The 21,647-nt window shown below is 72.5% G+C and carries 20 protein-coding genes and 1 pseudogene; 14 read left to right on the top strand and 7 right to left on the bottom strand.

Annotated features, from left to right (window positions below; translation table 11 throughout):
• The 6 genes and pseudogenes from ACI79O_RS12430 to ACI79O_RS12405 all read left to right on the top strand — a co-directional run.
• Positions 1–114 (top strand): annotated as a pseudogene (locus ACI79O_RS12430) (IS5/IS1182 family transposase); the annotation flags it as partial.
• A gap of 396 nt (positions 115–510) precedes the next feature.
• Positions 511–825: a hypothetical protein gene (locus tag ACI79O_RS12425; protein ID WP_456914287.1), complete on the top strand. Its 315-nt coding sequence runs from the start codon at positions 511–513 to the stop codon at positions 823–825.
• Positions 826–1,212: 387 nt separating this feature from the next.
• Entirely contained in the window at positions 1,213–1,359 is a 147-nt protein-coding gene (locus ACI79O_RS12420; protein WP_456888971.1) for a hypothetical protein, read from the top strand.
• A 373-nt stretch (positions 1,360–1,732) separates the two neighbouring features.
• A complete protein-coding gene (locus tag ACI79O_RS12415) occupies positions 1,733–2,386 on the top strand; it encodes a hypothetical protein (RefSeq protein WP_456888968.1) in 654 nt (217 codons plus the stop codon).
• 129 nt (positions 2,387–2,515) lie between these two features.
• Positions 2,516–2,806, top strand: coding sequence for a transposase (locus ACI79O_RS12410; protein WP_456914286.1), 291 nt, complete (start codon positions 2,516–2,518; stop codon positions 2,804–2,806).
• A complete protein-coding gene (locus ACI79O_RS12405) occupies positions 2,803–3,624 on the top strand; it encodes an IS3 family transposase (protein WP_456914285.1) in 822 nt (273 codons plus the stop codon). The genes ACI79O_RS12410 and ACI79O_RS12405 overlap by 4 nt, the downstream gene beginning before the upstream one ends.
• A 406-nt stretch (positions 3,625–4,030) precedes the next feature.
• Here ACI79O_RS12405 and ACI79O_RS12400 read toward each other — a convergent pair whose 3' ends face one another.
• The gene (locus ACI79O_RS12400) at positions 4,031–4,717 is read right to left on the bottom strand and encodes a recombinase family protein (protein ID WP_456914284.1); all 687 of its coding nucleotides are present in this window, start codon (positions 4,715–4,717) and stop codon (positions 4,031–4,033) included.
• Positions 4,718–4,926: 209 nt separating this feature from the next.
• Here ACI79O_RS12400 and ACI79O_RS12395 point away from each other — a divergent pair, with 209 nt between their 5' ends.
• Positions 4,927–5,067 (top strand): hypothetical protein, encoded by a 141-nt coding sequence (locus ACI79O_RS12395; protein ID WP_456888962.1) that lies wholly within the window; start codon positions 4,927–4,929, stop codon positions 5,065–5,067.
• A gap of 806 nt (positions 5,068–5,873) precedes the next feature.
• Here ACI79O_RS12395 and ACI79O_RS12390 read toward each other — a convergent pair.
• Positions 5,874–6,209, bottom strand: coding sequence for a hypothetical protein (locus ACI79O_RS12390; RefSeq protein WP_456914283.1), 336 nt, complete (start codon positions 6,207–6,209; stop codon positions 5,874–5,876).
• Between the two features lie 244 nt (positions 6,210–6,453).
• On the opposite strand from ACI79O_RS12390, the gene ACI79O_RS12385 reads away from it, so the two are divergent.
• On the top strand, positions 6,454–6,723 hold the full coding sequence (locus ACI79O_RS12385) for a DUF4242 domain-containing protein (RefSeq protein WP_456914282.1): 270 nt from the start codon (positions 6,454–6,456) through the stop codon (positions 6,721–6,723).
• Here the strand turns inward: ACI79O_RS12385 and ACI79O_RS12380 are convergent.
• Positions 6,668–9,613 carry an ATP-binding protein gene (locus ACI79O_RS12380; RefSeq protein ID WP_456914281.1) on the bottom strand — a complete coding sequence of 982 codons (2,946 nt, stop codon included), beginning with the start codon at positions 9,611–9,613 and terminating at the stop codon, positions 6,668–6,670. The two genes, ACI79O_RS12385 and ACI79O_RS12380, sit on opposite strands and share 56 nt — an antisense overlap.
• 165 nt (positions 9,614–9,778) lie before the next feature.
• On the opposite strand from ACI79O_RS12380, the gene ACI79O_RS12375 reads away from it, so the two are divergent.
• From ACI79O_RS12375 to ACI79O_RS12355, 5 genes are all read left to right on the top strand, one after another.
• Positions 9,779–11,149 carry an FAD-binding oxidoreductase gene (locus tag ACI79O_RS12375; protein ID WP_456914280.1) on the top strand — a complete coding sequence of 457 codons (1,371 nt, stop codon included), beginning with the start codon at positions 9,779–9,781 and terminating at the stop codon, positions 11,147–11,149.
• 36 nt (positions 11,150–11,185) lie between these two features.
• Positions 11,186–11,548: a hypothetical protein gene (locus tag ACI79O_RS12370; RefSeq protein ID WP_456888955.1), complete on the top strand. Its 363-nt coding sequence runs from the start codon at positions 11,186–11,188 to the stop codon at positions 11,546–11,548.
• Positions 11,549–12,418: 870 nt separating this feature from the next.
• Positions 12,419–13,030, top strand: a complete 612-nt coding sequence (locus ACI79O_RS12365; protein WP_456914279.1) for a GNAT family N-acetyltransferase — start codon at positions 12,419–12,421, stop codon at positions 13,028–13,030.
• Between the two features lie 375 nt (positions 13,031–13,405).
• A complete protein-coding gene (locus ACI79O_RS12360; RefSeq protein ID WP_456914278.1) occupies positions 13,406–14,368 on the top strand; it encodes an AraC family transcriptional regulator in 963 nt (320 codons plus the stop codon).
• Positions 14,369–14,959: 591 nt separating this feature from the next.
• Positions 14,960–15,400: a helix-turn-helix transcriptional regulator gene (locus ACI79O_RS12355; RefSeq protein ID WP_456914277.1), complete on the top strand. Its 441-nt coding sequence runs from the start codon at positions 14,960–14,962 to the stop codon at positions 15,398–15,400.
• Between the two features lie 407 nt (positions 15,401–15,807).
• Here the strand turns inward: ACI79O_RS12355 and ACI79O_RS12350 are convergent, their stop codons facing one another.
• The 3 genes from ACI79O_RS12350 to ACI79O_RS12340 all read right to left on the bottom strand — a co-directional run bounded on the left by ACI79O_RS12350 (position 15,808) and on the right by ACI79O_RS12340 (position 19,779).
• A complete protein-coding gene (locus tag ACI79O_RS12350) occupies positions 15,808–16,086 on the bottom strand; it encodes a hypothetical protein (RefSeq protein WP_456914276.1) in 279 nt (92 codons plus the stop codon).
• Between the two features lie 181 nt (positions 16,087–16,267).
• On the bottom strand, positions 16,268–17,617 hold the full coding sequence (locus tag ACI79O_RS12345; RefSeq protein ID WP_456888943.1) for an ANTAR domain-containing protein: 1,350 nt from the start codon (positions 17,615–17,617) through the stop codon (positions 16,268–16,270).
• A gap of 914 nt (positions 17,618–18,531) precedes the next feature.
• Positions 18,532–19,779, bottom strand: a complete 1,248-nt coding sequence (locus tag ACI79O_RS12340) for a PP2C family protein-serine/threonine phosphatase (protein WP_456914275.1) — start codon at positions 19,777–19,779, stop codon at positions 18,532–18,534.
• 216 nt (positions 19,780–19,995) lie between these two features.
• Here ACI79O_RS12340 and ACI79O_RS12335 point away from each other — a divergent pair, with 216 nt between their 5' ends.
• Positions 19,996–20,511: an ATP-binding protein gene (locus ACI79O_RS12335; protein ID WP_456914274.1), complete on the top strand. Its 516-nt coding sequence runs from the start codon at positions 19,996–19,998 to the stop codon at positions 20,509–20,511.
• A 375-nt stretch (positions 20,512–20,886) separates the two neighbouring features.
• Here the strand turns inward: ACI79O_RS12335 and ACI79O_RS12330 are convergent, their stop codons facing one another.
• Positions 20,887–21,255 carry a nuclear transport factor 2 family protein gene (locus ACI79O_RS12330; protein WP_456888937.1) on the bottom strand — a complete coding sequence of 123 codons (369 nt, stop codon included), beginning with the start codon at positions 21,253–21,255 and terminating at the stop codon, positions 20,887–20,889.
• Positions 21,256–21,647: the final 392 nt, after the last annotated feature.

Raw genomic sequence — 21,647 nt, 5'->3', positions numbered from 1 at the left:
CTGCTGTCCTACAAACGCCTGGCGCTGCGCTACGACCGCACCGCCGTGACGATCACCGCGCTGGCCCGCCTGGCCGTCACCCTGATCTGTGCCCGACGACTCCCGACGAACTAATGCAACGTCTTCTTAAAGCTCGTCATCGCTGAGCTCGGTGACGCGGCCGAGCAGTGTCCTGATCCGGTCCATGGGTGGCGCTCCGGTGCGTCATCACGGTGGTGATCGACTCGCACATCGGGAGGGCCGCCACGGCGCCAGGTCGCGCCGTCGGAGTCACCGCTGCTGCCCTCGCAGATAGGCGCCGGGCCGTCGCTCTGCGCAAACTATACGCGGAATGCGTCGCGCCATGACATCTCCTATACACGTCGAGTAATGAATCTTGATCCAAACCTTCGAGCGAAACGCTCTAGCCGAACTCGCCCGACGCCATTGCGCCACAAGCTCCGACTTTTTCGCTACGGTCTCGGGCCACCTGTCGCGTCGCTACCACCATGACTGGAAGGACTGATCGCCATGAACCGCCTTACTCAACTCGCCGCAGCTGCCGCGGTGAGCGCCGGTCTCGTGCTAGTCGCTGCGCCGATCGCGTCCGCGGCGCCACCCGTCGGAGCGTGCCCCGCTCCGTTCTCCGCCGCCGACGAGAACGAGCAGCTCGAAATCATCCGTTCGCTCTTCGAGCCGGGCACGTCCGAGGAGTTCCTGATCCAGGTCCGGGAGGAGACGCTCGACAGGCTCGACAAGAACGGCGACCGGACGCTCTGTCTGCTGTTTCAGAACCGCGGGAGCTTCAACGCGATCGACAACATCGCGGGTGGTGGGAACCGATGAAGACCAGCCTTGCATGCACCATCGGTGCCGCCGCAGCGGTGGGCGTCGGCATCGTCCTGTCCGGCGCAACCCCGGCACAGGCGGCTCCGCCGCCAAAGCCCGACCGCCTCTCGCCCGAGTGGTGCGCCGCGCAGGGTGGCACGTACACCGAGAGCAGGGGCACGCGCACCTGCACGGTGCAGAGCAGCACGACCGTGCGTGAGAAGGATGGGGGGACTTCCATTCCTCGACTGGTCACCGGTCGTGGATACGGACGGTGACGGGTACGGCGAGTCCTACAGAGCCGTTTATTACATCGACCGAACGACCACGACGCGTACGACCTACACCCAGAAGGGCAACCAGCCGACGACCGTCAGCTCATCGAGCTCGTCGTCGGTGGCCTACGTGCCCGCATGGGGGCCGGACGAGTCGTGTTCCTACTCGAATGGTGGTTACTCGGAGATCCACGTGTCCTACGACGTGCCGTGGGAGGAGTGCACGAAGCGCAACCTGGCGGACGGGAACCCGGACAACAACCTGTTCTACGTCTGAGCACCTCAAGTCCTACCCGCTGGTGCCGCTGGCTCCCCCGACGTGCTACTGATTGAGTCGAGAACGCCACCAGCGGGTGGGTCTTCGTGATCCCAGAGCGCCGCGATGGCCTCAAGCCAAGAGGCGAAGTTGGATCATTCCGGCCGCTTCATGGCGCGGACCAGCCGCACTGACCCCGTGAATGGCCGCCTGCGGGTCGTGACGACTGGCGGGTCGACGACGACGGTGACCTGAATATCCGCTGCAAGACCCTGGACATGCGCTGTGGCGCAATTCACAGTCCTGCCCGGGGTCAGGGGGAGGCTCATCAGGGCCCTGCGCAGGTCAAACCACCAACAACTGCAGGTTGACACCTCTCAGCGAGGAGCCCCCCATGAACCGTTTCGTACGCGGCAGCCTGGTCATCGTCGCAGGCGCCGGTCTGAGCCTCACGGCATCACCGGCTCTGGCGCACGACGACACGCCCGAGAGCAGTGGCCCATGGGTACCGATCGAAGAACTGCGCCCCGACTTCTACGATGCCGCCGTCGAGGTCGAGGCGTGCGGCACGACCGTCACGATCACGAGCGGCGACGTACGCGAACGCGTGGGGCGCCAGACCACGCGAGGCGACGGCTCGACGCTGTTCAAGATGCGCGGCGACTACACCATCGACCTGACGCGCGCCGACACCGGCGAGACCATCGATGAGCTCGACGTCTCCGGGCCGTACCACGAGATCATCTCCGCCGACGCGTCCGAGTACGACGCGTGGTACCACGGGCCGTCGATCCTGTACCCGTACCCCGCGCTCGGGCCGGTGGACGCCGCCGCGTTCGAAGCGGCCGGCATTCCCGACCTGGCGTACTTCGAGCACGGTGTCGTCTACTTCGACCTGGTCATCGACACCGAGACCGGCCTGGCCGTGTCCGAGACCGCCGACGTGAGGGCACCCCGCCTGGTCGACCTGTGCGACTGGTTCGGTGACGGCGACCGGGGCGACCACCAGGAGCGCAACACGGACACCCGCCACAACTGGAAGGACTGACGACGAAGAATTACGACCCGGAGCGAGCACGAAGGTTGTGGGAGCGCCTGCGAAAACTCGATTAGGAGCCTGACCCGGTTTTCCGGACACCTGATCTGGGGCGAGGATCGCCTTGGAGAGGAGTCCTGGATGCCTGCAGCCAAGCCGCCGGAGTTTCGCCGCCGGGCGGTGGAGTTGGCCCGCCGGCGGGAGAAGTCGATCGCCGAGATCGCCCACGACCTGGGGATCGCGGAGTCGTGCTTGCGGCGGTGGCTCAAGCAGGACGACATCGACTCAGGCCGCGCCGAGGGGCTGTCCACCGATGAGCGGGCCGAACTGGTGCGGCTGCGCCGGGAGAACCGGGTGCAGGCGATGGAGATCGAGATCCTTAAGCGAGCCAGTGCCTACTTCGCCCGGGAGGCCTTTCCCGGCCCAAAATGATCTACCGGCTGGTCCACGAGCTCGCCGCTGACGGTATCGACGTCGCGGTGGCCTGCCGGGTGCTGCGGGTGTCGCGATCGGGCTTCTATGAGTGGCGCGGCCGGGCTCCCGGCGCTCGCCAGGTCGTCGACGAACAACTGACCGTCACGATCACCGAGGTGCATCAGGCCTCCCGCGGCACCTACGGGGCCCCGAGAGTGCACGCCGAGCTGCGGCTGGGGCTCGGGCTGGCGTGCGGGCGCAAACGGGTGGCCCGGCTGATGCGCACCGCTGGCCTGGCCGGCGTCTGTGCTCGACGCAGACACCGCCGCGCTGGCCCGGCGCCGGCCGTGCACGCCGATCTGGTGCAGCGGCGGTTCGTCGCCGAGGGCCCGGATCGGCTGTGGGTCACCGACATCACCGAGCACCCCACCGGCGAAGGCAAGGTCTACTGCGCCGCGGTGCTCGACGTGTTCAGCCGGGTCGTCGTGGGCTGGTCGATCGCCGACCACATGCGCTCAGAGCTGGTCGTCGACGCCCTGGAGATGGCCCGCTGGCGCCGCCGGCCACCAGCCGGCGCCGTGGTTCACAGCGACCGCGGCAGTCAGTACACGTCCTGGATCTTCGGCCACCGGCTGCGTGCCGCCGGGCTGCTCGGGTCGATGGGGCGGGTCGCCTCCAGCATCGACAACGGCTTGATGGAGTCGTTCTGGTCGACCATGCAGCGCGAGCTGCTCGACCGGCAGCGCTGGGACACCCGGGCCGATCTCGGGTCGGCGATCTTTGAGTGGATCGAGGCCTTCTACAACCCCCGCCGACGCCATTCCGCACTCGGCTAACTCAGTCCCGTGCAGTTTGAGGAGCTTCACACCGCCGCACTCACCGCGGCATGATCACCCAACCTGACGTGTCCGGAGAACCGGGTCAGGCTCCATTATGAATGGGGCAGGACCTGAGGGACTCAAAGCCCAACCCACCAGCCCTGGCCCCGACGTTAGGCAGTAGGGGGTGCGCACGCCCCTGACCGTCGGCATACGTGTCTCTCCCATCCGGAACGGGGCGCGCTGGTCGTCGCCAGTCCGTGCGTCGGCATCGGTGGGTGATGCACGCTTTACCCAAGTTCGGCGGCTCTCGCATCACCGGCTGCAATGGCCTGGGAGCGGGACGGCAACGCCGACTGTGTGTTCGTTCGCAGTCGGCGTCGTCGCTGGCCTGGACGGGCGCTCGCCGTCCTGACGGGTGGGCTCAACCGATGCCAGCCCGACGACCGACCTTCGCCAGCCCGGCGGCCGTCCACGCGTCGGCGTTGCGGGGCCGGTAGGCGGCGCCGCCGGCGTTGAGCCGTTCGGCGACGTCCTGCCAGCGCAGCCCGTCTCGGCGGAGGTCGCGCATGGCCACGAGCACGCGCTGCTCGCGCACGACCTCGCCGTCCTTGGACCAGCCGAACGGATAGCGCCCGACGGCCTTGCCGCCCTGTGCAGCCTTGGCGCGTCGACCGTCACGCAGCCGCTTGGTGATCATGTTGCGATCCAGCTCCGCGAAGACGCCGGCCATCTGACGCATGGCCGTCCGCATGGGGTCATCTGGATCATCACGCATGACCTCGCCCTGGTCCGCCGCGACGACCTGGCCGCCGTCGCGCCAGACCGCCGCCAAGATCGCGTCCTGGATGGTCAGGCTGCGCGCCAGCCGATCTAGCCTGGCGACGACGACCGCGTCAGCATCGCCAGGGATCCCCGCCAGGGCGCACGCCAGGCCGGGCCGATCGACCGCGTCCGTGGTGCCCGAGACGCCCTTGTCCCTGCACACGGCCGCGATCTCGTGGTGGTTGGCCTGCGCCCACTGGCGAACCTGCGCGTCCTGAATGTCCAGGCCGAATCCTCGCTCGGCCTGGACGTTCGTGGACACACGCAGATAGGCGACCAGCCTCACGGCGCGACGCGGAAGGTGACCCGCGCGCTGGTCGCGTCGGCGTCGAACCGCCGGACCTGGACCTTGCAGCCGACCTGGCGAGCGGCCTTGTGCAGTGCGCCTGCGATCGTCGTGTACTCGCTGGCGCCCTTGCGGCCCTCGAACGGCTGCGTCGAGATCCGACCAGGCAGCTCGCGGCGCTTGCCTCCTTCCGAGCCTGCTCGACCAGCTTGACCAGCGCGGGGTCCGCGGCCTGGGTGCGCGGCGTCGTCGCGGTGGGGAACTCGGCGGTCGTGGCCACGGTGGCACCGGCAGCGAGGGCGGCGAAGTCGATCGTCGTCGTCATGGCTTTCGCCACGAGGACAGCATGAGCGTCTCATGCCCGGGGCTCGACTCGACGCTGCTGAAGGTGTAAGTCGGGAGGTGTGGAGTGGCTCGTACACCGCGGAGGCCTTGGGGCGTTGCTCGAGCGGCAGCCCGCCCAGCAGGGAGCGCCAGTCGTCCTCCACCCGTGAGGTGGTGCCCTATGGCGTGGACCATGCCCGTCGGTCAGCCAGGGTCACTACTCGAGGACCCGGGAGGGCCGACAGTTTCGTCCTAGGGAGCGCTCGCGGCCTTGGTCATTGCCCGGGTCAACAGGCCGGCCGCGACGGTCGCGGCCGCTGCTATCGCGGAGCGAAGCAGCTGGTGTCTGCGACTCATGGCTGCCTCCTGGAGGGGGTGTCCGAATCCTGCTCCGGCGGCTCGATTCCCTCAACGGTGCGTCAAGTCCACACGGGCGAATCGTCAGCGGTTCAGTGCTTCAAGGAGCCCGCGATGACGCGACCAACTTACGACCAACAAACCACCCTCGATGCCCGACGATGACCAACGTCGGCCGATGCCATGGACGGCCGCTGAACTGCAGGTTCGTCGCCAACCAACCGCTGCCGACGATGTCAAGATCAACTCGCAGGGTTATTGGTTCGAGTCCAATCGGGGGAGCATCCCCGCAGGTCAGCGGCCTGACGCGGTCGCGGGGCCGGGCCCGCGACCAATCAGCGATCAACAACGAGCGGACCGCCCACCTCGGCCGAGGGCATCCCTCCGCGGCGGTGGTCATCGAGCGGGTGGACGACGAGGACTCCCGACGCCGCGGCGGTCGACATCCCGGGGCATTCATCGGGAGTGCAGCGCCTCACCGCGCCCGAAGGCGGACGCGCTCCGGCGGCACACTCGTGAGGTGACGGCCCCAGCCGTAGTCGTGCAGCTGCCGCCAGGTGACCGCGGCGCGCCAGCCGAACCCGTCGTCGCACAGGCCCACGCCGTCGGGTGGCCCGCCACCCTGCTGGCCTTTGGCCACCCGTGTCCGGTATCGGATCTGTTCGGCGTGGCCGGCCGGCGGCTGCTCGAGGGGCTGGGGCCGCCCGAGCCGTGGGCCGGCGACGTGACCGCCGCGCTGCCGCTGATCGACGTCCTGGACGGCGAGATCGACGACTGCGAGGCCGCGCTGCGCCGCGAGGGAGCCGAGCACCGGTTCCTGCCGACGCTGATGACCGCGCCGAGCATCGGGCCGGTGCTCCCTCGGGTCTGCTGCGTCCGAGAGGCGACCGGCTCCGCACGCACACGGAACTTCCCGATCCGAGAGTCGTGCGCGGTGGCTCGTCGCGGACTGCGGGGGTGCCCGTGTGCGGCGGACTCCCGCCGGATGCGTGCGTGCGGTCGGTCCATCGTGGGCGTGCCCGAGTACCGTCGGACGCCCGTCGAAGGGCCGGCCGATGCCTGTCTTCATGATCGAACGTCGATTCGCCGACGACCTGGAACTCAGCGCCGAGCACGTGGACGGGGTCAACCGGATCAACGCCGACGAAGGCGTGCAGTGGCTCTACTCGTTCCTCTCCGCCGACAAGCGCAAGACCTACTGCCTGTACGAGGCGCCCTCCGCAGAGGCCATCCGCCGTGCCGCCGCCCGCGCCGGGCTGCCCGCCGACGTCATCGTCGAGATGACCGCGTCGATCCGGCCGGACGGTTCCCTGGCCCCGCTCTGAGGGGTGGCTGCTGGTCCAGCAGCCCGTGAGCCGCGGCGAACACCGCCGCCTGGGTACGGTTCCCCGACCCGGTCTTGACCAGGATGCTGCGTACGTGGTTGGCGGCCGTGTTCTCGCTGATGAACAGACGCTCGGCGATCTCCCGGTTGAGCAGACCCTCCCCGAGCAGCCGGAGCACCTCCGTCTCGCGGAACGTCAGGCCCGCAGGCCGCCGGGGTGCCGGCACGGACGCGCGCGTCCCCCTGAGGATCCGCAGGACGCGCTGGAGTCCCAGGGGCTCCGCCAGCCCGCGGACCCGTCCGGCCAGCTCGTCGATGACCCTGGAGTCGGCACCCGTCCGGCGACCGTGCACCACCTGCGCCGCGAGGCTGTGGGCCAGGTGCACAGCGGACCCCATGCGGGTGTCCATCTCAACGGCCGAGGCCAGCTCCTCGTCCGCCGGCTCGCCCAGCAGTGAGTCGAGGGCGCCGAGGTACCGGTCGGCGCTGCCGAACACGGCGACGAACTGACCGGCCACGAGGTTGGTCCCGGCGTACTCGGCCACCAGCGGGCGCAGTGCCCGTCCCGCAGCCCGGTCCTCGAGGAAGAGGGCCGCCTCGACCGCGTACACCAGGACGCACGGCCATTGCGCCGAGTCCTCGTAGCCCGCCAGCCGGCCCTCGGACAACCACGCGAGCAGCCGCGCCGCCGGCACGGCCAGCCCGAGCTCGGTGTAGAGGGCGAGCAGACCCGGTGCCCAGTGCTCCTCGGGCCGTTCTTCACCGCTGATGAGGTGGCGGACCTGGCCGACCGCCCCGCTCTCCCGCCGGATCATGTAGCTCTGCACGGCGCACGGGCCCTCGGTGTCGTCGCTGCCGAACGACGTGCCCAGCTCGAGCAGATCCCCGCAGGTGCGGTGCGCCGCGGCGAAGTCCCCGGCCATGAACTGCCGGGCGCAACTGATGCAGCCGGCCATGTAGTCGAAGAACGTCTGGCCCGTTGCCCGCGCCATCCGGACGAGGTCGTCGTGGGCCTGTGCGAGGGCAACGGGCTCGCCCTGCAGGTAGGAGATGACGCCGCGGTAGTAGGCCGCCGGTCCCAGGTGCCCCAGCGCGCCCGTCCGGTCGGCCAGCCGGGACAGCTCTCCCGCGCGGGCCAGCTTGTCCGGCGCGTCCTTGGGGCGCAGGCCGTTCCACAGACTGGCCTGGAGCGCGTGGGCGAGTAGGTCGTCGTCCCCCTGCTCCCGCGCCAGCCTCACCGCTCGACGACCGAGGGCGCCGGCCTCGGCGGTGGCACCGGTGAAGGCCATCGCCCGGCCGAGGCTGGCCAGGCCCCGGACGTAGCGCGGGTCGGTCGGGTCGGGCTCGATCCCCGCCAGGGCGTCGACGAGCAGCTCCACCGCTCGGTGCCCGGGGAGGCCCGGACGCCAGGACGCGTCCTCGTACGCCACCGCGCCGGCCAGCCGCTCAGCGGAGGATCCCGCGTCGGTCGCCACTCGCTCGGCGACTGCCCGGGCCCGCGCGAAGTCGCCGGCGAGCAGGTGGCTGCCCGCCGCAGCGAGTACCAGCCGACTGCGCTCGGCGTCGTCCTCGCTGAGGCCAGCGGCCTGCTCGAACCACCCCGCCGCGTCCTCGTGGGCCAGACTCCGCTCCGCCGCCCGGGCTGCGTCGGTCAGGTAGCGCAGCGCCTCGGCGGCGTGACCGAGGGCCTGCGCCTGCGCGTAGTGGAAGGCCAGCCGCTGGGTCCGTCGCTCGGAATCCGGGACGGTGGTCTCGACCGCCTGTGCCACACCGGCGTGCAGGTGGAGGCGACGCGAGGTCGGCATCAGGTCGAGGACCGCCTGCCGGCACAGGGCGTGCGGGAACCGCAGCGTGTCGTCCGAGGGCGGTACGAGCTCCATGAGACCGAACGCGACGGCCTCGTCCAGCCCGGCCAGGGTGGTCTCGCGACTCCACTCGGCCGCGGCGAGCACGGTGGCGACATCGACGTCTTCCCCGACGACGGCGGCCAGCTCGACGGTCTGTCGCCCGGGGGACGTCAGGCGTTCCAGGCGGCTGAGGATCGTGTCCCGGACCGAGGCCGGCGCCTTCCCTCCCGCCAGGCGCGCCCCGCCGCGCGCGAGGTGGTCCCGCCACAGCTCGCGCAGGAAGAACGGATTGCCACCGGTCTGGTCCCGCAGCACGGTTGCCGCGCTGCGCGCGGCACGTGGGGAGAGGTGTCCCTCCACGACCAGGTACTGAGCGATGTCCTCCGCCGCCAGGCCGGCGAGGTCGAGCCGTCGCACGCCGTCGAGCCGGAACAGCTGGGCGATGGTGCGAACCAGCCCCGCCGAGCGGTCCGGCGCCGTGGTGCGGTGGGTGGCCAGCAGGAGGATCGGCGCGTCCGCGGTGCGTTCCACGAGGTGCGCGAGCAGCTGCAACGACGACGCCCCGGCCCAGTGGAGATCCTCCAGCACGAGGACGAGCGGTCGGTCGGCGGCTGCGTCGCACAGGGCCTCGACCGCCGCGTCGTACAGTACTCGGCGGTGCTCGTGCGACGGACCGTCGGCATGCACCACTGTGCTCCGTCCCGCGAGGAGCGACAGCCGCTCGTCCTGCCTGGCCTCGCCCCGGGCGCCGAGCAGTGCCGCGAGCGGCTCGCCGAACGGCTGGTAGGGCGGCCCGAACTCCGCCGCGCACGTGCCCACCAGCACGGCGGCCCCGTGCCGGTGCAGGGTGGTGGACACCTCGGCGACCAGGCGAGACTTGCCTGCTCCGGGCTCGCCCCCGACGAAGACGACCTGCCGGCTGCCGGCGAGGACCGCGGTCCAGACCTCCTCGAACGTGGCCAGCTCGCACCACCGGCCGACGAAGGCTGGACGCGCCGGTGAGGACCAGCGCGCCGGCAGCGACGGTGGTGCCCAGCCGGACACGACAGCGAGGCTAGACCGCGCACGCCCGCCGCGTCGATGACCAGATCTGGTCATGAGCGGCCGCGAGTCGATGCGCACTTCTGGTCATGTGCGGGTGCCGCGACGTCCCTACCGTCGATCGCATCCCGCCCGAGCGGAAGAACGCGACCCATCCGAGGAGCAGCCATGGTCATGTCAGCGTTCGACGCCCTCGCCGATCGCGTGCGAGGACCCCTGGTCCGTCCGGGGGATGAGGACTACGAGGACGTCCGGCACGTCTACAACGCCATGATCGACGCCCGTCCGGCGGCGGTGGTCCGGTGCGCGGACACGGCCGACGTCGTGGCCGTGGTGCGGCACGCCGCCGAGACGGGGATCCCGCTGGCCGTACGCGGCGGCGGGCACAGCGTGCCGGGCTTCGGCACCGCGGACGACGCGCTCGTGGCGGACCTCTCGGCCATGCAGGCGGTGGACGTCGATGACGAGACCCGCACGGCCACCGCCGGGGGCGGCACCACCTGGGGCCGGTTCAACGACGTCACCGCCGCTCACGGCCTGGCGACGACCGGTGGCATCATCTCCACCACCGGGATCGGTGGCCTCACGCTCGGCGGGGGTATCGGCTACCTCTGCCGCGGCTACGGACTCTCCTGCGACAACCTGCTGTCCGCCGAGGTGGTGACCGCCGACGGGGCGGTCGTGGTCGCGAGTGAGTCCGAAGACCCCGAGCTGCTGTGGGCACTGCGCGGTGGCGGCGGCAACTTCGGTGCCGTCACCCGGTTCACCTACCGGCTGCACCCGGTGACCACGGTCTACGGCGGTCCGATGTTCTTCGAGCTCTCTGACGGCACGGCCCTCCTGACCCACTTCCGCGAGTTCATCCGGACGGCGCCGCGCGAGTACGGCGGCTTCCCCGCCTTCCAGATCGCGCCACCGCTGCCCTTCGTACCGGAGAACCGGGTCGGGGAGCCGTTCGTGGCGCTGGTGTCCTGCTGGACGGGCGACCCGGCCGAGGGCGAGCGCCTGCTCGACGGCTTCCGGCAGGTGGCCCGTCCGGTGGCCGAGCACATCGGGGAGATGCCGTACGCGGCGCTCAACAGCGCGTTCGACGCCCTGGTACCGCCGGGGCTGCAGCACTACTGGAAGGCCGCCTTCGTCAGGGAGCTCACCGACGACGCGATCGCCGCGCACATGGAGCACGGGCCGCAGGTGCCCACCGTCAACTCGACGGTGCACCTGTACCCGATCAACGGTGCCGTCCACGACGTGGCGGGGGACGCCACGGCGTTCGGCCACCGCGATGCGTCCTTCGCGCCGGTGATCGCGGGGATGTGGCCGGACCCGGCGGACAACGAGCGCAACACGGCCTGGGTCCGCGACTACTACGCGGCGATCGCCCCCCACTCAGAAGTGGGTGGCTACGTCAACTTCGCCTCGGCCGACGACCAGTCACGGGCCGGCGCCAACTACGGCAACAACTACGACCGCCTGCGGCAGCTGAAGCGGCGTTACGACCCCGGGAACCTGTTCCGGCTGAACCAGAACATCGAGCCCTGATCCGGCCCCGCGGACCACTCGAACCGAGGAGACACCATGCGCGCGTTCGACCGCACGGACCTGCCGCTGGCAATCGAGGGAGGAGGTGTGGAGTTCCGGACCGACCGGGCCGGTGAGAACAACATCGCCTGGGTGCGCCTACCGGCCGGGGCGGACCTCCGGTCGGGTCTGGCCGGCCTTCCGGATGACCTCTGCTCCTGCCCCCACTGGGGCTACATGATCTCCGGTCGCCTGGTCATGCACACCAAGGACGGTGACTCGACCTACGAGGCGGGACAGGCCTTCTACTGGGCCCCCGGGCATGCGCCGGAGGCTCTCGAGGACTGCGAGTACCTCGACGTGTCGCCGTCCGCCGAGCTCGAGGAGGTCGTTCACCACCTCCAGCGCGGCTCCGCATAGGGGGCCGTGACGGAGGCTCCCGGTTCCCTCGACCGGTTCCCTCGACGGGATCGGCGAGGCAGCACGGAGCGCCGTGGCCGACCCGTGGTGATCCGACCCGGCAGACCGCGTCACACGGCGACCCCCAGGGGCCCCGGTTCCTCGGTCGGGCAGACGCTGAGGACGCGCTCGCGAGCTCATGCCGGCGGCCACCGGGATGCGTCGCCTCGAGGCGCTCGCTCTGCGCTGCTGGGACCTCGACCTCCGTACCGCTCGGCTGCAGGTCCGGCCCAGTGTCGGGGTGGTGGAGGGCGAGGGCCCCGGCCAGCGGCTGGTCGGGAGCCCGGCCGGTCCCGGGTCGTCGACCTCGACGCCAGCACCGTGGCCGCGCTCCACACCCACCGCGTCGCCCGCTGTCGGATGACCGTCGATCTCGTCCGGGACTCCGTTTTCGTCGTAGGAGCGCGCGTCGGTGAAGACCTGCATGAACCAGCTCGGCCGCAGGATCGACCGGCTGTGGCCGCTGCTGCGGACGACGTCCTCGGCCCGCACGGACCACCCGACGGGGCCGGCCTGATCGGCGCCCCTCTCGGAGAGCAGGACGACGTGTGCCCCGGGCGGCGTCGCCTCGAGCAGGGCGCCGACGAGCTCCGGGGCGTCGGCGCGGATGGGCAGGACGACGTACAGCGCGTCCACGCCGTCGGTGGCCCCGAGCCAGTCGGCGGGGCTTCCGCAGCTCCCCCGGGTGGTCGTGACCCCCAGACGCCGGCGGTGCTGTGGGACTCGCCGCGGTGAGGGCCACCGGCCCACCGGAGTGGAGGCGGGCGTGGCGAGGTGGGTGTTCGCCAACCACTCGGCCTCCGCTCCGCGCGCCGCGCCCGCGTGTCGGCGATGACCGACGACTCCGAAATGGGCTTCGCCGTGTGGATCGCATGGTCGAGGCTGGCCGTCGTGCTGCGACCACTACGCGCGAGTGACCTTGCGGCGGTGCGCGACCTCGTCGTCGCGGCCGGCATGTTCACGGCCGACGAGGCGGCCTTCCTCGACGACGAGCTCGGACCACTCATCCGGATGCCGAGACCGGGCGACGGCGACGGCGATGGTGATGGCGATGGTCGGACCTGCCTGGTCGAGGAGGCCGAGTTGCCGGTGCATCCCGCCGCGCTCGCCGGCCCACCTGCGGCGAGGACGGTGACGGCGGTCGTGTACTACCGGCCCGAAGAGGCCGCCGACCGCGTCTGGGACCTCACCATGATCGCGGTCCATCCGGATGTGCAGGGTCGCGGTACCGGACGGATGCTGATGCGCTACGCCGAATCCGACCTGTCCGCCCGCGGCGGGCGCTTGCTGGCCGTGCGGACCTCGGGCACCCCGCAGTACGCCGGTACCCGCGCCTTCTACCACCGGTGCGGCTACGACCGGATCGCCCAGGTCCCGGACTGGTGGACCGACGGTGACGACTTGGTCTTGTTCACCAAGCGGCTGACCGCACGGACACGGTGAGCGGCCGATCGGCCCGTCCTCACCAGGCTTCTCCACGGGTGCCCGGGCCGGCGACCGTGCGCGCCGGCAGCTTCGTCGGCCACTCCGCCCTTGTCGGCGAGCGCCACCATTGCGTCATGCGAGCCTGAGATCGCGGCGGGGTGCGTGGGCGTGATCGCGGTGGCATGCGTGAGATTGCGGCGGCGAGCGTGACCGCGGCGGCCACCTGGGTAGCCCCGTCCGTACTCCGTCGAGTGCGTGCGCGAAGCGGCATCTACTGCGCTGCGGGGCGAAGGGCTTCGCACCGCGGGTGTCGGCGGCTACCGTCGGCCGGGCCGGCGCTGCCGGTGGCGGCCCAGCCACGGCCCCTGGAACGCGCACCCTCGGAGTCGCGTCATGCCGGTCGAGGTCGTCGAGCTGTCGATCCGGGAGCCGGACGTCGCCCAGGCCGTGCTCACCGACCTCTACCGCTCGGAGCGTCCGCTCGCGTTCTCCGGCGTCCGCGGGTCGTTCACCTGCGAGCTCCGGTCGGCAACGGCCGGTCACCTGACCGCGGACCGGCTGCGGTTCACCGCGGGCATGCGCTGCGCGGTCGCTCCGCTGAGCGACCTCGTGGTGGCCAGTCCGGTGAGCGGTGGGTGCCGGTACGTGGCGGGCCGGGAGCAGGTCATCACGCGACCGGGCGTGGTGTTCCGGTGCCCGACCGGCGTGCCGTTCACGAACGAGTGGGACGACGTGGACGTGGGCATCGTGCGGCTGCCGCTGGCGGTGATCGAGCGGGTGACCGAGGAGCGGCTGGGGGTCCCCGGGACCGATGTCCGGTTCGACGGGATGGGACCGGTGTCCGAGCCGATGCGCCGCACGTGGGTGGGGCTGATGCGGTTCGTGCACCAGCAGGTGGCCGATCCCGGCAGCGGGCTGGCCGAGCCGCTGGTCGCCGCGCAGCTGGCCGAGCTGGTGGCGGCGACCGCGCTGGCGGCGTTCCCGAACACGACGATGACGTCGGGCTACCTGCCCGGCGCCGGCGCGGTGGCGCCGGCGGTGGTGCGCCGGGCGGTGGCGTTCGTGGACGGGCACGCCTCGCTGCGGATCACCGTGACCGACGTCGCCCGCGCCGCCGGGGTCGGCCCGCGGGCACTGCAGCTGGCCTTCACCCGCCACCTCGGGCTGTCCCCGATGGGCTATGTGCGGCGGGTGCGGCTGGAGGGTGCGCACCGGGAGCTGCAGGCCGCCGACCCCACCGCCGGGGACACGGTGGCGGCGATCGCACGCCGCTGGGGGTTCGCCAAGCCCGACCGGTTCGCCGCCGCCTACCGCGCCGCCTACGGGGTGACCCCCGCCCACACCCTGCGCACCTGATGGTCCTCGGACTGACATCGCCCTGCGAGTTGACATCGCCTCACGAGCGGGGGAGGAGAGCGGCATGGGAACCCCCACACCGGGAGCACTACGGCGGCATCAGTACGCCACGTCTGACCCGGGCGAGGCGCGAGAGCTCATCGACGACCTCTTCGGCGGCCGGCTGCAGCTGAAGGCTTCCCCGGACACCAGATGGGAGGCCAGCGTCAGGATGCTGGACGCGGGTGCGTTCAGCATCAGCGATGTCAGGGTGCCGGCCGACCTCACGTTCGACTTGGCCGGCCAGGACGACGTCCTCATCTCCGTAGCCGTCGCCGGTGCCATCGGGTACGACCGCGGGCACGACCTCGAGCGGTACGTGCCCGGGGACGTGTTCATCGCCAATCACCCCGACACCCGAGCCGTCGCGACAGTCATGAAGCTCGGACCTTCAGCGTCGCCCTCCCACAGTCACTGCTCACGGACGTCGCCCGGGGCACTCCCGCCACGAACGAGCCGTGGCGGTTCACCGCCTCGCAGGCCACTCCCGGCGGAGCTGCTCGATGGCGGCAGGTCACCCGCTTCGTCGACGACCTGCTCGCCGGATCCGAGATGGCCGCATCCCCGCTGGTTCTCGGTCCTGCCGGACGGCTGCTCGCCGCGACCGCCGTGACCGTCTTCCCCCACACCCTGCTGCCGGCGCTGGTGCCTGCCGACCGGGTGGACGCCCACCCCGGCACGCTGCGTCGAGCCGTGGCCTACATCGAGGCCAATCCCGACCTCGATCTCTCCGTCGCCGACATCGCCCGGGCCGCCTACGTCACCCCACGAGCGGTGCAGCTGGCGTTCCGGCGGCACCTCGGCACGACGCCCATGGCCTACCTGCGCCGGGTCCGTCTCGAACAGGCCCACCGGCAGCTGCGCGACGCGACTCCCGGCGACAGGGTGACCGTCACCGCCGTCGCGGCGCGCTGGGGTTTCACCCCCAGCCGGTTCACCGAGCACTACCGGGCCGCCTACGGCGTGCTGCCCAGCCGCACCCTGCGCACCTGACCCGTCCTGTGCGGCCCGCAGCCGACGGCGCTCCAGCGCCCGGCGCAGCACCTCGGCGCGCTGGGAGCAGGCACGTGCCTCGGCGACGAGCTCGGCCGCGGAGCGCCGGGCCCGCTCGGCCGCAGCGGCGCGACGCGCCGCTACCGCGGACCGGTTCGTCGGCCCTCCGCGCTGCGCGTGCCTCCAGCCGTCGGCCATCGCGCCCACCGGTGCCCTCGCTGCCTGCTCGTGGGGCGCCGCGTGCGGAGGGCCACCGCCTGGGCTCAGCGGGGCGCTGCTCGTCCGAGAAACCGGCCGCACGCGGCGACCCGCGGTCAGTGGACTCCCCGGCCGCGGACGGCGCCGACCGAGCCGGCCCGCGGCTGCGCTTCGTGGGGGTGTCGGTTCGCCTGCCGGGGAACCGCCGGTCAGTGCGCGGCGGACTCGAGCGCGTCGGCCCGCGCCCACATCCGCAGCGCCAGGCGGCGTTGCGCGTCGGCCCGTGTGCGCGCCCGTGCCGCCCGGTTCCGGTGCGGCCCGGGCTCATCGGTGGTGCCGGCGGCGGCGTCCGCGACGTCCGCGACGGCGTCATAGCTCAACGCCGCGGCGGCGGCCGTCGCGGCGGCCGCCCGGATCGCTGCAGCGGACTGGCGCACGGCCGCGGCCCGTCTACAGCTGAGCGGCGACCGCTCGGGTGCTGCCGTCACGGGGGGAGCGTGCGCAGCCCGCCACCGGCCGGCTACCCCTGCGGGCGAACGGTCCACCCCGCGGACTCGCCCGGAAACGAAGCACGCCGCCAGAGGGCCGCCGACATCGGACGAGGCTGCGCCACAGCACTCAGTGCCCGGGCCTCGGCGAGGTGGACGACGACGGCGACCTGCGGCCCGGTCAGATGCGGTCGAGGATGGTCAGCACGTCCGGATTGCCCGCGACCACCATCGGGGCCAGGTCGCGGACCTTGACGTTGAGCGCCTGGCTGAGCCGGGACAGCCGGTCGAACGCGTCCTCGGCGGAGCCGCCGGTGCGGGCGATCAGCACTCCCTTCGCCTGGTCGATGACCGCCCGGGAGGTCAGCGCCCGCTCCAGGTTGGCCGCCAGCTGTCCGAGCGCGGCCCGCTCGGCGACCTCGCGCAGGATGGCGGCGACCGCCGCGGCGACCATCTCCCCCAGCCGGACGCTGCCGCCGGTGAACACGCCCGGGCGGTCGCTGTAGACGTTGAGGACCATCCACCGCTGGTCGGGCAGCTGCGCCGGCACGGCCAGCACGCTGCGCACGCCGGCATCGGTGAGCAGGCCGCGCAGCCGCGGCCAGCGGGCGTCGGTGGTGACGTCGGCGGTGACGACGACGGCTCGCTGCTCGTAGGCGTCCTGGCAGGGGCCCTCCCCGGCGACCATCTGGTGGCCGTCGAAGACCTGCGCGACGGTGTCGTCGCTGGCCAGCAGCTGTGGCTCCATCGGCGGGCCGACGTTGATGCTCAGCGCGGTCGCGCCGGGCACTGCTCCGCGGACGACGGTGACGATCCGGTGCAGCAGCCGCTGCTCGTCACCGGCGTCCAGCGGCAGCAGGACCAGCTCAGCGAACGCCTGGGCCATCGCCATCCCCGCGCCGCCGGCTTCGCCGGCCGCCTCCGTGGCCACCGGCTCGGTGGCTGCCGCCTCGCCGGCCGGGGGCAGCGCGGCCGGGCTGCCGATGGCGGGCGCTTCGATGCCCAGCCAGCGCAGCACCGCCGGTCCCGGCGAGGTCGCCTCCGGCCAGCCGAACAGCCGGACCGGCCGGGCCCGCCCGTCCCGGCCGTGGAAGGTGACGTCGACCTGGGCCTCGCCACGCTCGCCGGTGGCCAGCACCGACAGCGCCCGGCGCAGCGGGCCGCGGTCGGCCAGCTCGACCGAGGCCAGCAGCACCCGCCGGGCCAGCCGGGCGGCGGGCAGGCCGAGCAGCTGGGCCGCGGCGGGGTTGCCGTGCAGGATCTGCCCCTCGGCGTCGGTCCGCAGCAGCGCCACCGGCAGCGTGTCGGCCAGCTGGTGTTCCCGGCGCCGCCGGTCGGTGGCCAGCAGTTCGGCGATGGTCTCCTGCTGGGTGCGCAGCTCCTCCTCGGCGACCCGCAGCTCCTCGTAGGCGACCTCGAGCTCGGTCAGCGCCTCCGACAGCTGTTCCTCCGGCGCCGGCGGAGCGCCCCGGAGCCGTCCCAGCGCGGCGGCGATGACGGCGGAGTCCACCTGCGTCGGCGGTTCGGCCACGGTGCCCTCCCCGCGAGGCGGGATGTCAGCGCGGAGCTCGTGCGCCACCGAGCGTACGGCCGGCCGTGCCGATGCGGAGAGCGCCGTCGAGCCCACGGCATCGACCCGGCGACGTCGACGCATCGGCGGGCTCGCCGGCCGGACCGGCTCACCGGCGCCGGAGCACCGCCGGAAGACCTGCGGGCACCTGGCCGCGGCGTCCTCGTCGGTGCGCGCCCGTTCCTGCGGCGGCTGCTGCCGCTCGTCGACCTCGAGGACGTTCCGATCCCCCCTCCGCGCGCCCGGCATCCGTGCCGGCTGCTACCGGTGCCGGCCGTGTCGCCGCGGGAGCGGGAGGCCGACCAGATGCCGCCGGTCGAGCCTGAGCCACTCGCCGGACCGCCGGAGTCGGCCGGAGGACGTCCGACCGGCTGAAGGCACCCGGGCGGCATGCCGTCGACGGTGGGCCTACCGGGGCACCGGGAGGCGGCGGACGGCGAGGACGGCGACGCCGGCGGAGCCGGTCAGGACGGCGAACCTGAGTCCGCCATCGGCGATGATCGGCCTCCCGGTTAACACGGCACCGCACGTGTTGCAGGGCCGCATCAGCGCAGGTCAGCTGCGCCTCCAGCAGGATCGCCTCCGCCCGGTCACGCACGGACCTGCTCCGCAGCCGGAGCACGATCGCCGTCTCCCGTGCGGTTCGGGGCCGGATCCGTTGCATGGCCCGTCCCTCCCCGTCTCATGCCGTCTCGTGCCCGGGCTGGCTTGGTGCGCCACCCCAGCATCGCCCCGGCGGCTGCCCCGGCTACCCGTTCACACTCGTGTCGCACCCTCGGTGACCGCGCCGAGACCGCGGACACGTGCGGTCACGCCCTGCCGACGGGACCCGTCTCCGGAAGCCGTCCCGGAGCTGCGGGCTTCCGAGGTGCGGATCAGGCGCTCGGCGAGGTGCGGTCGGGATCGGCCCCCTGCTCGGTGGTGCGGGCGCGCGGCGGCCCGCCGTACCAGTCGAAGCAGAGCATCGTGGCGTCGTCGCGGAGCTCCGCGCCGGTCGCGGTCAGCACGGCGGCCCCGAGGGCGTGCACGACCTCCCGCGGGTGCAGGTCCGCGGTGTCGGCCAGCGCCGCGGCCACGTCGAGGGATGCCGCGTTGCGCTCGAGCATGCCGTCGGTGAGGAAGACGATCCGGTCGCCGGGCTCGAGAGGGAGGCGCTGCACGTCGAAGGCCTTGCCGGGCAGCACCCCGAAGGGTGCCTCGACGCGTAGGGCGATCTCCTCCACGATCCCGCCGCGCAGGCGCAGCGGCAGGGTGTGCCCGGCGTTGACGATCTCGGCGGTGCCGGCGTGCAGGTCGACGCGTACGAGCTGACCGGTGACGAACTGGCCCGGGGGCGCGTTCTCGGCCAGGCAGTCGTTGGCGTAGCCGGCCTGCGCGGCGAGGCCGAGCCCCTTCCGGCGGCCGTTGCGCAGGCCGCCGACCAGCAGAGTGGCCAGCAGGGCTGCCGCGACCTGATGACCGACCGCGTCGGTGATCGACAGCTGCAGGAAGTCGCGGTCGAGGTTGTAGTCGAAGGTGTCCCCACCCACCGCGGCGGCCGGCTCCAGCCAGCCGGCCAGGGTGAACTGCCCGGCCTCGCAGGTGTAGGCGGCCGGCAGCAGCCGGCGCTGGATCTCCGCCGCCAGGGAGAACGGAGTCGTGCGCATGCCCCACTCGAACACGTCGGTGTGCCGGCGGGCGGCGACCAGGACGTAGGCCAGCGCGTGCGCGGCGTCGCCGATGTCGGCGACCTCCCGAGCCGAGGGGACCCGGGGCAGCGTCAGCTCCAGCAGCCCGATGGCGTCCCCGCGGTCGGTGACCGGAACGACGAGCCGGGCGCCGCCGGTGACCCGCTGCACATCGGCCTGCTGCGTCCGCAGGACGCGGTCGTACACGGTGCCCGGCAGCGGAAGCGTCTCGGCCTGCTCCGGTCCCCGGCTGCGGGCGCCGTCGACCCGATCGGCCGACGTCAGCCGCACGACCGCGCGGCCGCTGAAGTCGACGAGGAGCAGGTGCACCTGGCGGGCGTCGACCATCTCCGCGAGCGCGGCCGCGACCGCCGGCACCGCGTCGACCGGCGCGGCCGCCTCGACCTCGTGCAGCAGTCCACCGACATCCAGCCGACCCCTGCCCGGTCCACCCACGCGCCGACCCTAGCCGGGCGGCGACGGCCCGCGGCGGCACTGCTCCAGCAGGCCGATCCGGCCGGTCGCGCCGGTTGGCGCAGGTCGCGGCCGGGTACGGCGGGCGCCGCGGAACGAAGCAGACGGAACCGGCTCGTTCCACGCGGTAGCGCAACGGCCTCCCCGGCCGCGGCCCACTGCGCACAGGGCAGCTCACCCCTGGACCGAACGAGGCAGATGAACGCGCACTGGCAGCAGCGACCACCTCCCGACCTCGCCACCGGCGCGGCGTGGCAGGGCACACCGCGCACCGCCGCCGAGCTCACCGCGCTGCGCGCGGACCTGCACCACGCCCTGCGTGACGGGCCGCTGGCCACCGACGCCCTCACCGCCGCCGACGCCGCCGACGCCGCCGACGCCGCCGACGATGCGGTCGACACCGCGCTGCTGACCTTCGAGGAGCTGGCCTCCAACGGGCTCCGCCACGGCCGCCCGCCCGTACACGTCATGGTCACCGCCGCCGGCGCCGGCTGGCTGCTGGAGGTCAGCGACGCCGCCGTCGACCGGCCGCCCGCCCCCGCGACCGGCCGGGACCCCGCCCGCGGTGGCCACGGGCTGCACCTGGTCGCGCGGCTCTGTGCCGCGCACGGGTGGTTCCCTCGCGACGGCCGCAAGTACGTCTGGGCGTACGTCGCACCTGCAGACGTCGCCTCAAGGCCATCACCGCCGCCCGGTGGCCGCCCGCGCCTCTGAGTCGGCCTCGCCGGACCGCGCGGGTCAGGTCCACTCGGAACTGCACGACGTCGCCATGGGGTCAGAGGCGCGAGCGGCGACGTCAGGGACGTCGCACGAGTCACTTCCAGGTCGTCGAGTGGACATGGGAGATGGCCGACGGGCTGTTCGCAGGCATCTCGCGCCCAGAGACTCGACGGCTCCAGCTCCCTGCCACCCACGGTGCGGCCGTGCACAGCCGGCTTGCGCACCGGAACTCGACACCGATCAGACGCGGCGGCGGGGAAGAGGCCGGCGACGACATGGCCAGCAGCCTGGGCTGACCTGCTTCCGCGACGTCTGGCTCAGCCGTCCGGCTCCACTGCCCCCCGCCCGGCAGAGCCCGAGGACGCCGGCTCAGGTCGGCAGTGGGCCGAAGAAGCCGACGATCCGGCGCAGCCTGCCCGCGCCGTCGACCTCGCCGAAGTCGGTCCCCTCGAGAGCGACCGAGCCGTCGGCTGCCAGCATCCGCCAGGCGAACCGCAGGTAGCCGTCGTGCTCGTCGACGCCGCTGACGACGTCGATGCGCGCGCCTGGACTCCCCTCCTGGAACGACCCGATCAGCGACGACAGCCCGTCGCGGCCCTCGACGCGGTTCAGCGGGTCGCAGTAGACGCCGTCCTCGGCCCAGCACGTGTCCAGCAGCGTCCGGCGCGCGGCGGTATCGGTCTCGCGCCAGGCCGCGGCGTACTGCTCGACGGCGGCGCTCCCGACGGTCAGTGTCACCCCGAGCACGGTAGAAAGGACGAACGGCCGCAGACAGGGGCGAACGACCCGGTCCGGCGGGTGAGCCCGAGGTCGTACTCGGTCGTCCCGCGGGGCGGGGATGCGACCTGGCCTTCGCGGAGAAGGCGCGGCGTCCGGGGATGCGGCGGCCCGGATGGACGTCCGGCGCCGGGGCCGGCGCACGGCCGGTGGGCGGTGTGCGCTGACCTCCGCCGTGGGCGCGACGCGACCAACCCACGACCAACGAACACCCCTGACGCCCGACGATGACCAACACCGCCGATCCTGCGGACAGGCTTTGACCTGCACGTTCGTTGGCCAACTCCAGGTCGTCGACCCTGTGCCAAGGAGGGCCTCGCCCGGCTGTTGCTCGCCTTCCTCGCCCTCGCCGC

Source organism: Geodermatophilus sp. SYSU D00696 (assembly GCF_054050235.1).
This window is presented reverse-complemented; position numbering and strand designations above follow the sequence as displayed.

What these genes read in the sequence shown, in the direction of transcription:
- ACI79O_RS12425 (WP_456914287.1), top strand. Translation starts at nt 511, where the DNA reads ATGAACCGCCTTACTCAACTCGCCGCAGCTGCCGCGGTGAGCGCCGGT.
- ACI79O_RS12415 (WP_456888968.1), top strand. Translation starts at nt 1,733, where the DNA reads ATGAACCGTTTCGTACGCGGCAGCCTGGTCATCGTCGCAGGCGCCGGT.
- ACI79O_RS12410 (WP_456914286.1), top strand. Translation starts at nt 2,516, where the DNA reads ATGCCTGCAGCCAAGCCGCCGGAGTTTCGCCGCCGGGCGGTGGAGTTG.
- ACI79O_RS12405 (WP_456914285.1), top strand. Translation starts at nt 2,803, where the DNA reads ATGATCTACCGGCTGGTCCACGAGCTCGCCGCTGACGGTATCGACGTC.
- ACI79O_RS12385 (WP_456914282.1), top strand. Translation starts at nt 6,454, where the DNA reads ATGCCTGTCTTCATGATCGAACGTCGATTCGCCGACGACCTGGAACTC.
- ACI79O_RS12375 (WP_456914280.1), top strand. Translation starts at nt 9,779, where the DNA reads ATGGTCATGTCAGCGTTCGACGCCCTCGCCGATCGCGTGCGAGGACCC.
- ACI79O_RS12370 (WP_456888955.1), top strand. Translation starts at nt 11,186, where the DNA reads ATGCGCGCGTTCGACCGCACGGACCTGCCGCTGGCAATCGAGGGAGGA.
- ACI79O_RS12365 (WP_456914279.1), top strand. Translation starts at nt 12,419, where the DNA reads ATGACCGACGACTCCGAAATGGGCTTCGCCGTGTGGATCGCATGGTCG.
- ACI79O_RS12360 (WP_456914278.1), top strand. Translation starts at nt 13,406, where the DNA reads ATGCCGGTCGAGGTCGTCGAGCTGTCGATCCGGGAGCCGGACGTCGCC.
- ACI79O_RS12355 (WP_456914277.1), top strand. Translation starts at nt 14,960, where the DNA reads ATGGCCGCATCCCCGCTGGTTCTCGGTCCTGCCGGACGGCTGCTCGCC.
- ACI79O_RS12335 (WP_456914274.1), top strand. Translation starts at nt 19,996, where the DNA reads ATGAACGCGCACTGGCAGCAGCGACCACCTCCCGACCTCGCCACCGGC.